The organism is Streptomyces sp. NRRL F-5755, assembly GCF_001279365.1.
In the GTDB taxonomy this organism is placed as follows: domain Bacteria; phylum Actinomycetota; class Actinomycetes; order Streptomycetales; family Streptomycetaceae; genus Streptomyces; species Streptomyces rimosus.
Genome location: NZ_LGCW01000161.1, coordinates 64,639 through 79,307, shown reverse-complemented (window position 1 = coordinate 79,307; position 14,669 = coordinate 64,639). Strand labels below are relative to the sequence as shown.

Sequence of the window (14,669 nt, the reverse complement as noted above, 5' to 3'; positions counted from 1 at the left end):
GGCGGGGGCACGGGGGTGCCCCGGCGGGGCACGGAGGGTGTCCGGGCGGGTACGGGGGCGCCGGGCCGGGCGCACGAGGAGGGGCCAGGCATACCGGGGGGCGGGCCGGTGCCGGACCCGTACGTCCCTGGTCCCGGCCGGGCCCGTACGTCCATGGTCCGGCCGGCCCCGTACGCCCCTGGCCCCGGGCCGCCGAGCCCGTACGCCCACGATCCGGCCCAGCCCGCACGAACCCTGGCCCCGCCACCCCACACCTGGAACGGTGAGCCCATGGCCGAAGCCGACGACTCGCCCTGCCCGCTCCACCCCGCCACGCCGGATCAGCGCACCGCCGACGCGCGCCTGCGGGCCCGCGGCCCCGCCGCCCCCGTGCTGCTCCCCGGCGGTGTCCCCGGCTACGCCGTCACCCGCCACCACGCCCTGCGCGACTTCCTCTCCCATCCGGAAGTGGCCAAGGACGCCCGCCACTTCACCGCGCTGCGCGAGGGCCGTATCCCGCCCGGCTGGCCGCTGGCGACCTTTGCGACCGTGGACGGGATGACCACGGCCGACGGCGCGGATCACCGGCGGCTGCGGGAGCCGGTCGCCAGGGCGCTCACACCCCGGCGGGTGGCGGAGCTGCGTACGCGCGTGGAGGGGCTGACCGCGGAACTGCTGGACGGGCTGGCGCGTCTGGCGGCGGGCGACGGCACGGTCGATCTCCGGCACGCCTTCGCCTATCCGCTGCCGATGCGCGTGATCTGCGAACTGCTCGGCGTGGGCGAGGAGTTCCGCGACCGGCTGCACGAGCTGTCCGGGCTGGTCGTGAGCACCGCCATCGGCCCGGAAGCGGCGCTGGCGGCCAACCGGGAGCTGATCGCGGTGCTCGGGCAGGTGGTGGCGGCCCGCCGCGCGGCTCCGGGCGACGATCTGACCAGCGCGCTGATCGCCGCGCAGCGGGAGGAGCCCGGCGGCCTGAGCGAACGGGAGCTGACCGGCACCCTGTTGCTGATGATCGTCGCCGGGCACGAGACCACGCTCAACCTGATCACCAACGCGGTACGGGCCCTCTGCGCCCACCGCGACCAGCTGGACCTGGTCCGCGAAGGGCGGGCGGACTGGGCGGACGTGGTCGAGGAGACGCTGCGCCACGACAGCCCGGTGGCCCACTTCCCGTTCCGCTATCCGACCCGGGACCTGGACGTCGGCGGCACGGTGATCCCCCGGGGGACGCCGGTGCTCGCCTCGTACGCGGCGGCCGGGCGCGACCCGGAGGCGTACGGGCCGGACGCGGACCGCTTCGACGTGACGCGGCGGCCCGCCGCCCGGCACCTGTCCTTCGGGCACGGGCCGCACGTCTGCCCGGGCGCGCCGCTGGCCCGCCTGGAGGCGCGGACCGCCCTGCGGGCGCTGTTCACCCGCTTCCCGGACCTGGACCTGGCCGTGCCGGAGGCGGACCTGCGGCCGCTGCCCACGTTCGTGGGCAACAGCGTCGCGGAGCTTCCCGTACGGCCGGGTCGGGACCGCGGAGCGGCGGACCACGGATGAGCGGCCCGCCTCCCCCGGCACCCGGTCAGGACGCGTCGGCCACCAGCCCCGGCGCCGGGTAGGCGCTCATCAGGTCGGCGACCTCGGCGCGGATCGTGGTGAGCGCGTCCTCGTCGCCCGCGCCCGCGGCCGTGACGCCCCGGGTGATCCAGTCCGCGATCTGCGGCATGTGCTCGGTGCCCAGGCCGCGGGAGGTCAGCGACGGGGTGCCGATGCGGATGCCGGACGGGTCGAACGGCTTGCGGGGGTCGTACGGGACGGTGTTGTAGTTGACCACGATCCCGGCCCGGTCCAGGGCCTTCGCGGCGATCTTGCCGGGCACCTCCTTGGGCGTGAGGTCCATCAGGATGAGGTGGTTGTCCGTGCCGCCGGAGACCAGGTCGAAGCCGCGGGCCAGCAGTTCTTCGGCGAGGGCCTTGGCGTTGGCGACGACGGCGTGCGCGTAGTCGCGGAAGGACGGCTGCGCGGCCTCGTGGAGGGCGACCGCGATGGCGGCGGTGGTGTGGTTGTGCGGGCCGCCTTGCAGGCCCGGGAAGACCGCCTTGTCCAGCGGCTTCGCGTACCGCTCGCGGGACATCAGCATCGCGCCGCGCGGGCCGCGCAGCGTCTTGTGGGTGGTGGTGGAGATGACGTCGGCGTGCGGTACGGGCGAGGGGTGGGCGCCGCCCGCGATCAGCCCGGCGATGTGCGCGATGTCGGCGACCAGGACGGCGTCCACCTCGCGGGCGATCTCCGCGAAGGCGGCGAAGTCGATGGTGCGCGGCACGGCCGTACCGCCGCAGAAGATCAGCTTCGGGCGCTCCTTGAGGGCGAGGTCGCGCACCTCGTCGAAGTCGATACGGGCGGTGTCGGCCCGTACGCCGTACTGGACGCCGCGGAACCACGTGCCGGTGGCCGAGACGCCCCAGCCGTGGGTGAGGTGGCCGCCCATCGGCAGCGACATGCCCATGACCGTGTCGCCGGGCTCGGCGAAGGCCAGGTAGACGGCGAGGTTGGCGGGCGAGCCGGAGTACGGCTGGACGTTGGCGTGCTCGGTGCCGAAGACGGCCTTGGCGCGCTCGATCGCCAGCCGCTCGACACGATCGATGTTCTGCTGGCCTTCGTAGTAGCGACGGCCCGCGTACCCCTCGCTGTACTTGTTCTGCAGGACCGTGCCGGTGGCTTCGAGCACCGCGGTGGAGACGTAGTTCTCGGAGGGGATCAGGCGCAGCGTCTCGCCCTGGAGGCGTTCTTCGGCGCCGACCAGGGCGGCCAGTTCGGGGTCGGCGGCGGCGAGGGCGGGGTGGGACAGGGGACGGCTCATCGGGTCCTCCGGGGCGATCGGTTTCGTGCGGCTTTCCGGTCGTGCTCCCCGGGTGCCCAGGCAGGGCGGCACCTCGTGGCGGGCCGTCGCGCGACGGCCGCGCACCGTTCCCCCGAGGTCACTTCCCCGTACGCCAGTCGCGATGCGCGAGGCCAGTCTAACGGGGGGTGTGCGGCGCAACCTTTCTTCGCATACCGTCCGGCCAACGGGATTTGTTCGCCCGGGATCGCCCGCATACCGAACGGAGTCAATGGTGACCCCTACGACGTCCACGGAACGCAGCATCGCCGCCGCCGAGGCACACGGCGCCCACAACTACCACCCGCTCCCCGTCGTCGTGGCCTCCGCCGAGGGGGCCTGGATGACGGACGTGGAGGGCAAGCGCTACCTGGACATGCTCGCCGGGTACTCGGCGCTCAACTTCGGCCACGGCAACCGCCGGCTGATCGACGCGGCCAAGGCGCAGCTGGAGCGGGTGACCCTCACCTCGCGCGCCTTCCACCACGACCGGTTCGCCGACTTCTGCGCGCGGCTCGCCGAGTTCTGCGGCATGGAGATGGTGCTGCCGATGAACACCGGCGCCGAGGCGGTCGAGACGGCGGTCAAGACCGCCCGCAAGTGGGGCTACCGGGTCAAGGGCGTCCCGGACGGCCGGGCGAAGATCGTCGTGGTGGACAACAACTTCCACGGCCGCACGACCACGATCATCTCCTTCTCCACCGACCCGGAGGCGCGCGCCGACTACGGTCCGTACACCCCGGGCTTCGAGATCGTCCCGTACGGCGACCTGGCGGCGCTGGCGGACGCGGTGGACGAGAACACGGTCGCCGTGCTCCTCGAACCCATCCAGGGCGAGGCGGGCGTGCTGATGCCGCCGCCCGGATACCTGCCGGGCGTACGGGAGGTGACCCGCGAGCGCGGTGTGCTGTTCATCGCGGACGAGATCCAGTCCGGCCTGGGCCGCACCGGCACCGACTTCGCCTGTGAGCACGAGGGCGTGGTGCCGGACATGTACGTGCTCGGCAAGGCGCTGGGCGGCGGCATCGTGCCGGTGTCGGCGGTGGTCTCCTCGCGCGAGGTGCTGGGCGTGTTCCGGCCGGGCGAGCACGGCTCGACGTTCGGCGGCAACCCCCTGGCCTGCGCGGTGGCGCTGGAGGTCCTGGCGATGCTGCGCACGGGCGAGTACCAGCAGCGCGCCCGGGAGCTGGGCGAGCACCTGCACCACGAGCTGGGGCTGCTGACCGGCGGCGGCGCGGTGGACGCGGTGCGCGGGCGCGGCCTGTGGGCCGGGATCGACATCAACCCGGCCCTGGGCACCGGCCGACAGATCTCCGAACGGCTCATGGAGCGCGGCGTGCTGGTCAAGGACACCCACGGCAGCACGATCCGGCTGGCGCCCCCGCTGGTCATCGGCAAGGACGACCTGGACTGGGGGCTGGACCAGCTGCGGGCAGTGCTGGAGGGCTGACTGCGTGCCCTACGGGGCGCGCCTCACAGGATCACGTGCGGCAGGAACCGCGCGTACTCGTCCGTGACCAGTCCCGCCGACTCCCGGATGCCGAGCCCCGCCGCCTCGTCCTCGACGACCCACGCGCCGAGCACCACCCGGTTGCCGTCGAAGTCGGGCAGCGGGGCCAACTCCTGGTAGCAGCACGGCTCGTCGCGTACGACGGGGGCCGCGCCCGGCCGGTGGACGGTGACGCCGGCGCCCTCGCGGCCGAGCAGCGGCTTGGCCACGTACCCGGGCCCGCCCGGCCCGTCCGCCAGTTCGCGCGGCCCGTCAAGGTAGGCGGGCAGCAGGTTCGGGTGGCCCGGGTACAGCTCCCAGAGGATCGCCAGCAGCGCCTTGTTGGAGAGCAGCATTTTCCAGGCCGGTTCGATCCACAGGGTGGTGCCGGTGCCGCCGCCGTTGTCGAGGGTGTCCAGGACGTGCGGGCCGAACGCGTCGGTGGCCAGCCACTCCCACGGGTAGAGCTTGAAGCAGGCCCGGATGAAGCGCAGCCGCTGGTCGACGAAGCGGCCCGAGAGGCTGTCCCAGCCGATCTCCTCGACCGGTATCGCCACCGTCTCCAGCCCGGCCTGCCGTGCCGTCTCCTCCAGGTAGGCGACGGTCATCAGGTCCTCGCCCAGTTCGTCGCCCGCGGAGTGCGCGAAGTGCACGGGCGCGCCCGGCGGCAGCAGCCCGGCCTGCTTGCGCCACGCCTCGACCAGCCGCTCGTGCAGCGAGTTCCACTGGTCGGCGCCGGGGAATCGTTCCTCCATCCAGAACCACTGCGGACCCGCCGCCTCGACCAGCGAGGTCGGTGTGTCGGCGTTGTACTCCAGCATCTTGGCCGGGCCCGTGCCGTCGTACCGCAGGTCGAACCGCCCGTACAGTGTGGGCAGTTCGTCCCGCCGCCGCCACGACTCGGCGACCAGCTCCGCCAGCCGCGGGTCCTCGATGCCGAGGTCGGCGAAGCGCCGGTGCTCGACGATGTGCGCGGCGGCGGCCAGGCACATGCTGTGCAGTTCCTCGACGACCTCCTCCAGTGCCTCGACCTCGGGCAGTGTGAAGGAGTAGTACGCGCTCTCGTCCCAGTACGGGCGCAGCGAGTCGTCCGGGTAGCGGGTCAGCGGGTAGATCAGGCCCTGGGCCTCTACGGTCTGCTGCCAGCCGGGGCGGGGCTGCGTGGTGTGCCGCTTCACGTGGCCGCCCCTCGGTGCGGGGTCTTTCCCGTACGCAACGCCGCCACCCGGGCCGAGGCCCGTTCCGCTCGCACCGCCCTCACCCGCCGCTGGAGCCGGAGCAGCCGAAGCCGCCGCGGTTGACGGCCGTGCTGTGGCTGAAGGTGCCGGAGTCGGCGTACCGGCCGCTCACGTCGGAGCCGTAGTACCACTGGCCGTCGACCTTCTTCTGCCCGCGCCCGGCGGTGCCGGTGTTCTTGCCGCTCTTGCCGGCCGACGATCCGGTGCCGCCCGTGCTGCCGGTGCCGCTCGATCCGCTTCCGCTCCTGCACGCCTTGGAGTCGATGACCCGGTAGCCCTTGACCGCGTCGTAGCTGTTCCGGTCGACGCAGCGCTTGTCCGGTTCCGAGCCGCAGGAGGTGAGGGCCGCCGCGAGCGCGCCCATACTGCCCAGGACCACCGTGCTGGACCGCAGCCGCCGCCGGGCCTTCGTCTGTTCCGCCATCCCTGTTTTCCCCCGTACATCCGTGGCAACAGTTTTCAGCCAGGTCAGCCTAAAGGCCATGCCCCCGTGGGCCGCAACGGGCCCGTGGCGGGCCGCCCGCCTACAGTCGTTGTGTGCTGATTGGGATGTTCTGTGCGCTCGGTTCGGCGGTCTGCTTCGGTACGGCGTCGGTCCTCCAGGCGGTGGCAGCGCGCGCCACGGCGCCCGGAACCGGCTCGGCATCCGGCGTGGACCCCAGACTGCTGCTCCGCGTCCTGCGCCAGTGGCGCTATCTGCTCGGCCTGGCCCTGGACGGCTGCGGCTTCCTCCTCGAACTGGTCGCGCTGCGCTCGCTGCCGATCTACGCGGTGGGCGCGGCCCTCGCCGCCAGCCTGGCCGTGACCGCGGTCGTCGCCGTGCCGCTGCTGCACGTCCGGCTCAGCCGCGCCGAGTGGACGGCCGTGGCGGTGGTCTGCGGCGGGCTGGCCATGCTGGGGCTCGCCTCGGGCGCGGAGGGGAAGGGCACGGGCTCGACCGGCCTGCGGTTCGGTGTGCTGGCCGTCGCGGTGGCGATCCTGGCGTGCGGAGCGCCGGCCGGGCGGCTGCCCGACCGGGCGCGGGCAGCGGTGCTGGGACTCGGCGCCGGTTTCGGCTTCGGCGTCGTAGAGGTGGCCGTACGCCTGATCCCCGGCCTGTCCCCCGCGCCCCTGCTCACCAACCCCGCCACGTACGCCCTGCTGATCGGCGGCGGCGCGGCCTTCCTGCTGCTGACCTCGGCCCTCCAGCGCGGCTCGGTGACGGCGGCCACGGCGGGCATGGTCATCGGCGAGACGCTGGGGCCCGCGCTGGTCGGCATCCTCTGGCTCGGCGACCGCACCCGGTCCGGGCTGGCGCCGCTGGGCATCGCCGGGTTCGCGCTGGCGGTACTGGGCGCGCTCGCACTGGCGCGCTTCGGCGAGGCACCGGCGGTGCCGGGGGCGGCCGGTCCTCCCGATGTGGCGGCGGAGCCCGCCGCCAGCGGTCTACGGCACGGGCGGGAGCACCCGTAGCAGCGCCTCCAGCGCTCCCGCGAACGCGTGCTCCGGCGGTCTCCCGTACGCCACGACCAGGGCGTCGCGCGGCGTCCCGCCACCCGCCGCCGCGGGGTGCGCGAAACCGCTCAGCCCCTCCAGCGCGAGGCCCTGCCAGCGGGCGGCCTGGACGACGGACTGCTCGGTGCCGGGCGGCAGTTCGAGGACGGCGTGCAGCCCGGCCGCGATGCCGCTGACCCGGATGTGCGGCGCCTGCCCGGCGAGCGCGGCCACGAGCTGATCACGCCGGCGCCGGTACCGCAGCCGCATACCGCGCACATGCCGGTCGTACGCGCCCGAGCCGAGGAATTCGGCAAGCGTCAGCTGTTCCAGCGCCCCGGTCTGCCACTCGCCCGTGCTCTTCAGGGCGAGCACCGGTTCCACGAGATGATCCGGCAGCACCATCCAGGCCAGCCGCAGCGCGGGGGCGAGGCTCTTGCTGGCGGTGCCGAGATAGGCGACATGATCCGGATCAAGCCCCTGAACAGCCCCGACAGGCTGCCGGTCATAGCGGAATTCACCGTCGTAGTCGTCCTCCAGCACCAGCCCACCGGTGGACCGCGCCCAGTCGATGACGGCGGCCCGGCGGTCGGGGTGCAGCGGTACGCCCGTGGGGAACTGGTGCGCCGGGGTGAGAAGAGCAGCCCGTACGCCCGCCAGCTCGCCCAACCGCCCCGTCTCCGCCCCGCGTTCATCCACCGGCAGCGGGACGGGGCGCAGCCCCGCGCGGGTCAGCACCTCACGGTGAAAGTGCAGCCCATATGCCTCGCTGCCGATCTCCCGGACACCTGCGTCCCGCAGAACACGGGCCAGCAGGCCGAGGCCCTGCATGAACCCGGTGCAGATCAGAATGCGCTCCGGATCGGTCCGTACGCCGCGGGCGCGGGCCAGATAGTCGGCGAGCACAGCACGCAGCTCAGGGCGGCCGAGCGACGGCCCGTAGCCGAACGCCTCACTGGGCGCCGCGGTGAGAGCGCGCCGCGACGCGGCCAGCCACGCCGCACGCGGGAACGCGGAGACGTCCGGCGTACCGGGCCGCAGGTCGTAGCGCGGACGGTCGGGCACCCGGGCAGGAGCGGTACGCCGGGCCGGCGGGGCAGGCCGCAGCGGCTCGGCACGACGTGCGACACGAGTACCGGACCCCTGCCGCGCACTGAGCCACCCCTCCGCGACCAGTTCGGCGTAGGCGTCGGCAACGGTGTTACGGGCGATGCCGAGATCCACGGCGAGCGAGCGGGAGGAGGGCAGCCGGGTGCCGGGGGCGAGGCGGCCGGTGCGGACGGCCTCCCGCAGGGCGCGCATCAGGGAGGCGCGGACACCGCCGCCGCCGGCGAGGTCGAGGTGCAGGTCGCGGCCGAAAGTGGCCCACGGATCGTCCATACGAATGGACCATACCCCTGCGCCAATCCAGGCGTAGCGTCGCAGCCATGACCACGAACGAAACCCCCCGGCAGGGGCACCACCACCCGCGTATCTCCATCGCACCCAACGCGCCCGAGGTCTACCGGGCGATGGTCGCGCTCGACGCGGCGGCCAAGAAAGGGCTGGACCCGGCGCTGGTCCACCTGGTGAAGATCCGCGCGTCGCAGATCAACCACTGCGCCTTCTGCATCGACATGCACACCAAGGAAGCCCGCAAGGAGGGCGAGACGGAGGAGCGCGTCTACCTCCTCAACGCCTGGGAGGAGGCGACCGGGCACTACACGGCCAAGGAGCAGGCCGCTCTCGCTCTGACGGAGGCCGTCACCGTACTGACGGACGGCTTCGTGCCGGACGCGGTCTACGAGCGCGCCGCCGCCCATTTCGAGGAGGCCGAACTCGCCCAGCTCATCGCCCTGATCACGACCATCAACGCGTGGAACCGCTTCGGCGTGACCACCCGTATGACGCCGGGGCAGATGTGATGACGACCGCCACCGGCTCCGCCCGGCTCGCCTTCCACAAGCTCGCTCCAGGGGTCTACCAGCCCCTGCTGAACGCGCACATCGCCGCGAAGAAGGGCCTGGGCGATCCCGTCCTGGCCGAGCTGGTCCTGATCCGCGCCTCGCAGATCAACCACTGCGCGTTCTGCCTCGACATGCACGTCAAGGACGCGCGGAAGGCCGGGGTGTCCGAGGAGCGCATTTACCTCCTCAACGCCTGGGAGGAGGCCGCCGGGCACTACACCGCCAAGGAGCAGGCCGCCCTCGCTCTCACCGAGGCCGTCACCGTCCTCACGTGGGGGTCCCCCCGGCCGGAGGCTGGGGGAGGGTTTGTGCCGGACGCGGTCTACGAGCGCGCCGCCGCGCACTTCGACGAGCGCGAACTCGCCCACCTCATCGCTCTGATCACCACCATCAACATGTGGAACCGCATCAACGTCGCGATCCGGCAGCCCATCGGAGGCGGCGCGTGACCGCCGCGGCCCTGCGCGCCCTGCACCACGGCCGGGCGGCGGGCGATCCGCTCGTGCTGCCCGGTCCGTGGGACGCGGAGAGCGCGCGGGTCTTCGCGGCGGCCGGCTTCCCCGCCCTGGCCACGCCGAGCGCGGGGGTGTCGGCGGCGCTCGGGTACGCGGACGGCAGCACACCGCCGGACGAGATGTTCGCGGCGGTCGCCCGGATCGTACGGGCGGTGGAGGTGCCGGTCACGGCCGATCTGGAGGCCGGGTACGGGCTGCCCGCGAAGGAGCTGGTGGAGCGCATCGCCGCCACCGGGGCGGTGGGCTGCAACATCGAGGACAGTGATCACCACAGCGCGGCGCTCACGGATGCCGGTCGGCAGGCGGACCGGCTGGCGGAGATCCGGGCGGCGGCCGGGGACGAGCTGGTGATCAACGCTCGTATTGATGTGTTCCTGCCCGGGAGGTGCGGTTCCGGAGGCACGGACCTAGCCGAACAGGTGGAGGAGGCAGTGCGGCGCGGGCTGCGGTACGCCGCCGCGGGCGCCGACTGCGTCTATCCGATCCTCGCGCCGCCGCAGGTCCTGCGGGAACTGGCGGACCGGATCGGGCTGCCGGTCAACGCCCTCGCCGTACCGGACGGCCCGCCCCCGCGCGAACTGGGCGCGGCGGGCGCGTCCCGGGTCACATTCGGGGGCGGACTGCACGGGCGGGCGATGGGGGCGGTGCGGGCATTGGCGGAGGAGTTGCGTACGGGCTGAGGAGTTGCGTACGGGCTGAGGAGTTGCGTACGGGCTGAGGAGTTGCGTACGGGCTGAGGAGTTGCGTACGGGCTGACGGCCGGGCCGTAACGGCCCGGCCGGGATCATTTCCCTTCTTCCCGTTCCCCGACGATCTTGGCCAGCGCCGCCGTGATGTCGGCCTCGGACGCCTCCTTGGTGATTCCGAGGCCGTTCAGCAGGCCCTCGCCGTCCTCCAGTTCCAGCAGCGCCAGCAGGATGTGCTCGGTGCCGACGTAGTTGTGGCCCAGGCGCAGCGCCTCGCGGAAGGTGAGTTCCAGCGCCTTCTTCGCCTGCGCGTCGAACGGGATCAGCGCGGGCATCTTTCCGGCCGCGGGCGGCAGCGACTCGGTCACGCGCTGCCGTACGGCGTCCAGCGTCACGCCCTGCGCCACGATCGCCCGCGCCGCGAGGCCGTCCGGTTCGGCCAGCAGGCCGAGCACCAGGTGGAGGGTGCCGATCTGGTCGTTGCTCGCGGCGTGGGCCTCGTTCTGCGAGGTCACCACCACGTTGCGGGCGCGCTCCGTGTAGCGGCCGAAGCCCTGACTGGGGTCGAGGTCCGATGCCTCGCCGGGCGCCTTGGGCACGAACCGCTTCTGGGCCGCCTGCTTGGTGACGCCCATGCTCTTGCCGATGTCCGTCCAGGAGGCGCCCGAGCGGCGGGCCTGGTCCACGAAGTGGCCGATCAGATGGTCGGCGATCTCGCCGAGGTGCTCGGCGGCGAGTACCGCGTCGGTGAGCTGGTCCAGCGCGTCCGTGTGGACCTTCTTGATGGTCTCGATCAGTTCGTCGAGGCGGATGGGAGGGGTACTGCGGGTGGGTTCCGTCATGCGTCAACCGTAAGTTGACGATGGATGACCGTCAACCCCTGGTTGACGATCTATGGCTTTAGTGGAGCGGCTGCTCTACTATTGCGGTGATGCGTACCGTCAACCCCGAAGAGCACGCCCGCAAACGGGCCCACATCCTGCGCGCCGCGGCCGAGGAGTTCGCCGCGCACGGCGTGGACGGCACGTCCACCGCCCGTATCTGCCGCGCCGCCGGAATCGGTTCCGGCACGCTCTTCCACTACTTCGCGACCAAGCGCGACATCTTCCACGCCCTGTTCGGCGACGATGTGCCGCGCAACGCCGAAGCGTGCGCCCGCGCACTCGCCGCGAACCGGCCGGACGACGGCCTCGCCCTCCTCCTGGACCACCTGCTCGCCGACCTCGCCGACCCGCTGGTGCCGGGCCTCGCCGCCGCGGCCGTCTTCCAGGCCAACCGGGACGAAGAGTTCGCCCGGATGGTCCTCACCGACAGCGCGCAGATACGGACCGCCCTGACCACCCTGACCACGCGGCTCGCCGCGGCGGGACGGCAGCTCGCCTTCCCTCCCGAACGGGCCGCCGGCTGGATTCAGAGCCTGATCGACGGCGCCTATCTCGCGGCGGGCGAACCGGACTTCGACCCCGCGGCGCACGCCGCCGAACTACGGCAGGTCGTCGCCTGGCTGACCGGCCGGGACCGGTACGGCGCGCCTGCGCAACCCGCCGACGGGCCCGCCCCGTCACACCCCTGACCTCATCCACCGCCCCGCACCCGAGGGAGAACCGGCCCATGTCCTCCGACAACCCGGCCTTCAAAGCCCCGTCCAAGGATGCGCCCGAGGACTTGTCCAAGACCCCGTCCTCACTTTCATCCTCGCCCTCCCTCTCCCCCGACCGGACCGCCGTCGGCCCCTCCACCGGCGAACGCGCCCTTCTGTGGGCCGGTTTCCCCGTACTGGGAGCGGTGGTGCTGTGGCTGCTCAGCCGGGCGGCGGGCTGGGTGGCTTCGCTGCCCTGGGCGCCGCTGCAAGGGCCGTTCAAGCTGGTCGCGTCCGTACCCGAACCGCAGGTGTCGATCGGTGCCGTGATCCTCGGCGTCCTGCTCGGCCTGGGGATCGCGTTCTTCGCCGAGTCTGAGTACGTCACCGCCGTCATCGACCCAGAGCAGGCCGTACTGACCGTGGACCGCGTCTCCCGCACGGTGCCGCGCGCCGCGACGGCCGCGGTCTTCCAGGACGGCAAGAGCCTGGTCCTGCTCGGCCACGACACCACCGAACTGGCCCGCCTGCGCGGCGACTTCGATGCCAAACGGTTCGCGGCGGCGTTCCAGCGGCACGGCTACCCGTGGCATCCGGACGGCGACCCGTACGCCGCCGACTTCCGCCGCTGGGTGACGGGCCAGCCCGACCTGTCCGCGACCGCCCATGCCCTCCTCAAGGCCCGTGAGCACGCCCTGAAGAAGGACAACAAGGAGGACGCCGAGCAGCTGCGGACCGAACTGTCCGCGCTGGGCATCGTCGTACGGGAGGGGAAGGACAAGGCGCAGCAGTGGCGCCGGGTCCGGGCCGCTTCCGGCGACGCGGAGGACACCGGCGCCTGACACTGTCCGGCCTCGCCGGGCCCCTCGCCCCCTCGCCCTCCCGATCTCCCGCCCCCTCAGTCCGTGCCCGGCGTCTTGGCCGTGCTGACGGCGATCCGGTTCCAGGTGTTGATCGCGAAGGTCAGGGCGAGCAGACCGGCGAGCTCCGTGTCGTCGAAATGCCCGGCGGCGCGGGCGTACTCCTCATCCGGCACGCCCTGGTCGGCAAGTCGGGTGACCGCCTCCGTCAGCGCGAGCGCCGCCCGTTCCCGCTCCGTGAAGAACCCGCGCGCCTCGCGCCACACGGCGACCATGTGCAGCCGCTCCTCGCTCTCCCCGCGCTTGCGGGCGTCGGTGGTGTGCATGTGGAGGCAGTACGCGCAGTTGTTGAGCTGCGAGGCGCGGATCTGCACCAGTTCCACGAGGGCCGGGTCCAGGTGCTCGCGGGCGGCGCTGTCGAAGGCGAGGAGGGCCTTGAACGCCTTGGGCGCGGTGCGGGCGAAGTCGAGGCGGGGGGCCTGGGCGGCACCTTCACCGGCAGGGTCGGCGGCCACGTTCTGGAGCTGCATCATGTTCGTCATGCCTCGAACCTAGGCAGCCGGGCGACCCGCTGTAGGGTGCACTTTCATGGGGGAATCATGGGTCAATTCCGCGACGGTTCTGGGCGCCGACCTGCATCTGGAGCTGAGCGGTCCGGGCAGCCGGCGGGCCGCGCTCATACGGGCGCTGCGTGAGGCCGTACGTACGGGACGGCTCGCACCCGGTACGAAGCTGCCGCCGTACCGCTCGCTCGCCGCGGACCTGGGCATAGCCCGCAACACCGTCGCCGACGCCTACGCTGAACTGGTCGCCGAGGGCTGGCTGAGCGCGCGCCAGGGCTCCGGCACCCGCGTAGCCCAGCGCGCGGAACCGCTACGCCCCGCCCACTCCCCCGCACCCCGGCCACCGGCCGCCCGCCCCGTGCACAACCTGCTCCAGGGCCAGCCGGACGCCGCCTCGTTCCCCCGCACCGCGTGGCTCACCTCGGCCCGCCGCGCGCTGACCGCGGCACCGAACGACGCGTTCGGCCCCGGTGACCCTCGGGGCCGCCCCGAACTACGGCGCGCGCTGACCGACTATCTGGCGCGCGCCAGGGGCGTACGCACCGACCCCGACCGCATCGTGATCTGCTCGGGCTTCGCGCACGCGCTGCGTCTGCTGTTCGGCGGCCCGGCGCATGTCCTCGGCGGACCGCTGGCTGTCGAGGCGTACGGCCTGGAATTCCACCGGTCGCTGCTGGCGGCCGCGGCGGTGCGCACCGTACCGCTACCGCTGGACGAACACGGCGCGGACACGTCCCAGTTGGTGTCCCTCCCGGGTGTACGGGCAACCCTCCTCACCCCGGCGCATCAATTCCCCACCGGCGTCCCCCTCCACCCCGACCGCCGGGCCGCCGTCATCAACTGGGCGCGCAGCACCGGGAGTCTGATCCTGGAGGACGACTACGACGGCGAGTTCAGATACGACCGCCAGCCCGTCGGAAGCCTCCAGGGCCTCGACCCCGACCACGTCGTCCACCTCGGTTCGGTGAGCAAGAGCCTGTCCCCCGCGCTGCGGCTGGGCTGGATGGTGCTGCCCGAGCACCTGGTGGAACCGGTACTGGCCGCGAAGGGCGAGCGGGAGGCGTGGGCCGGGGTCACGGATCAGCTCACCCTTGCGGACTTCATCGAGCACGGCGCGTACGACCGCCATGTGCGCGGTATGCGACTGCGCTACCGGCGGCGGCGCGACCGCCTGGTGGCCGCGCTGGCGGCGAGCGCGCCGCACATCACGGTCAGCGGCATAGCGGCCGGGCTGCACGCCGTACTGGAACTCCCCGCCCAGGCCGACGAACAGGACGAAGAGGCCGCTCTACGCGCGGCCCGCTGGCAGGGCCTGGCCCTGGACGGCCTGACCGCATACCGCCACCCGGACGCGACCGGCCCCGCCCGCCACGGCCTGGTCGTCGGCTACGCGACCCCGCCGGAACATGCCTTCGGCGCGGCGCTGGAGGCGTTGTGCCGGGCGTTGCCGGAGCGGCGGGGATAGCGCGCCC

15 protein-coding genes are annotated in these 14,669 nt (G+C 72.9%); 9 read left to right on the top strand and 6 right to left on the bottom strand.

Annotation, left to right across the window (positions count from 1 at the left end; translation table 11 throughout):
- The first annotated feature begins 270 nt into the window (after positions 1-270).
- On the top strand, positions 271-1,527 hold the full coding sequence (locus ADK86_RS16325) for a cytochrome P450 family protein (protein WP_053697233.1): 1,257 nt from the start codon (positions 271-273) through the stop codon (positions 1,525-1,527).
- A 25-nt stretch (positions 1,528-1,552) separates the two neighbouring features.
- Here the strand turns inward: ADK86_RS16325 and glyA are convergent, their stop codons facing one another.
- Positions 1,553-2,830 carry a serine hydroxymethyltransferase gene (gene glyA / locus ADK86_RS16320; RefSeq protein WP_053697232.1) on the bottom strand — a complete coding sequence of 426 codons (1,278 nt, stop codon included), beginning with the start codon at positions 2,828-2,830 and terminating at the stop codon, positions 1,553-1,555.
- Between the two features lie 250 nt (positions 2,831-3,080).
- On the opposite strand from glyA, the gene rocD reads away from it, so the two are divergent.
- Positions 3,081-4,298, top strand: a complete 1,218-nt coding sequence (gene rocD / locus ADK86_RS16315) for an ornithine--oxo-acid transaminase (RefSeq protein WP_053697231.1) — start codon at positions 3,081-3,083, stop codon at positions 4,296-4,298.
- A gap of 23 nt (positions 4,299-4,321) precedes the next feature.
- On the opposite strand, the gene ADK86_RS16310 is transcribed toward rocD, so the two are convergent.
- Positions 4,322-5,515 (bottom strand): glutathionylspermidine synthase family protein, encoded by a 1,194-nt coding sequence (locus tag ADK86_RS16310; RefSeq protein ID WP_053697230.1) that lies wholly within the window; start codon positions 5,513-5,515, stop codon positions 4,322-4,324.
- Between the two features lie 79 nt (positions 5,516-5,594).
- A complete protein-coding gene (locus ADK86_RS16305) occupies positions 5,595-5,999 on the bottom strand; it encodes a hypothetical protein (RefSeq protein ID WP_030586459.1) in 405 nt (134 codons plus the stop codon).
- A gap of 125 nt (positions 6,000-6,124) precedes the next feature.
- Here ADK86_RS16305 and ADK86_RS16300 point away from each other — a divergent pair, with 125 nt between their 5' ends.
- Positions 6,125-7,027: a hypothetical protein gene (locus ADK86_RS16300; protein WP_053697229.1), complete on the top strand. Its 903-nt coding sequence runs from the start codon at positions 6,125-6,127 to the stop codon at positions 7,025-7,027.
- On the opposite strand, the gene ADK86_RS16295 is transcribed toward ADK86_RS16300, so the two are convergent.
- Positions 7,001-8,428, bottom strand: coding sequence for a PLP-dependent aminotransferase family protein (locus tag ADK86_RS16295; RefSeq protein ID WP_053697228.1), 1,428 nt, complete (start codon positions 8,426-8,428; stop codon positions 7,001-7,003). The two genes, ADK86_RS16300 and ADK86_RS16295, sit on opposite strands and share 27 nt — an antisense overlap.
- 47 nt (positions 8,429-8,475) lie before the next feature.
- Here ADK86_RS16295 and ADK86_RS16290 point away from each other — a divergent pair, with 47 nt between their 5' ends.
- From ADK86_RS16290 to ADK86_RS16280, 3 genes are read left to right on the top strand one after another with little or no spacing between them, the layout of a single operon-like run.
- Entirely contained in the window at positions 8,476-8,952 is a 477-nt protein-coding gene (locus ADK86_RS16290) for a carboxymuconolactone decarboxylase family protein (protein WP_053697227.1), read from the top strand.
- Positions 8,952-9,443: a carboxymuconolactone decarboxylase family protein gene (locus tag ADK86_RS16285; protein WP_053697226.1), complete on the top strand. Its 492-nt coding sequence runs from the start codon at positions 8,952-8,954 to the stop codon at positions 9,441-9,443. Before ADK86_RS16290 ends, ADK86_RS16285 begins: the two co-directional genes overlap by 1 nt.
- Positions 9,440-10,189: an isocitrate lyase/PEP mutase family protein gene (locus tag ADK86_RS16280; protein ID WP_053697225.1), complete on the top strand. Its 750-nt coding sequence runs from the start codon at positions 9,440-9,442 to the stop codon at positions 10,187-10,189. Before ADK86_RS16285 ends, ADK86_RS16280 begins: the two co-directional genes overlap by 4 nt.
- A 104-nt stretch (positions 10,190-10,293) precedes the next feature.
- Here ADK86_RS16280 and ADK86_RS16275 read toward each other — a convergent pair whose 3' ends face one another.
- Positions 10,294-11,037: a Clp protease N-terminal domain-containing protein gene (locus ADK86_RS16275; RefSeq protein WP_053697224.1), complete on the bottom strand. Its 744-nt coding sequence runs from the start codon at positions 11,035-11,037 to the stop codon at positions 10,294-10,296.
- 89 nt (positions 11,038-11,126) lie between these two features.
- Here ADK86_RS16275 and ADK86_RS16270 point away from each other — a divergent pair, with 89 nt between their 5' ends.
- Positions 11,127-11,768 (top strand): TetR/AcrR family transcriptional regulator, encoded by a 642-nt coding sequence (locus ADK86_RS16270; protein WP_053697223.1) that lies wholly within the window; start codon positions 11,127-11,129, stop codon positions 11,766-11,768.
- 38 nt (positions 11,769-11,806) lie between these two features.
- On the top strand, positions 11,807-12,616 hold the full coding sequence (locus ADK86_RS16265; protein WP_199834415.1) for a hypothetical protein: 810 nt from the start codon (positions 11,807-11,809) through the stop codon (positions 12,614-12,616).
- 56 nt (positions 12,617-12,672) lie between these two features.
- On the opposite strand, the gene ADK86_RS16260 is transcribed toward ADK86_RS16265, so the two are convergent.
- Positions 12,673-13,167, bottom strand: a complete 495-nt coding sequence (locus ADK86_RS16260) for a carboxymuconolactone decarboxylase family protein (protein ID WP_234345890.1) — start codon at positions 13,165-13,167, stop codon at positions 12,673-12,675.
- Between the two features lie 55 nt (positions 13,168-13,222).
- Between ADK86_RS16260 and ADK86_RS16255 the strand changes: the two genes are divergently transcribed.
- Positions 13,223-14,662 carry a PLP-dependent aminotransferase family protein gene (locus tag ADK86_RS16255; RefSeq protein WP_053697222.1) on the top strand — a complete coding sequence of 480 codons (1,440 nt, stop codon included), beginning with the start codon at positions 13,223-13,225 and terminating at the stop codon, positions 14,660-14,662.
- Positions 14,663-14,669 lie beyond the last annotated feature (7 nt).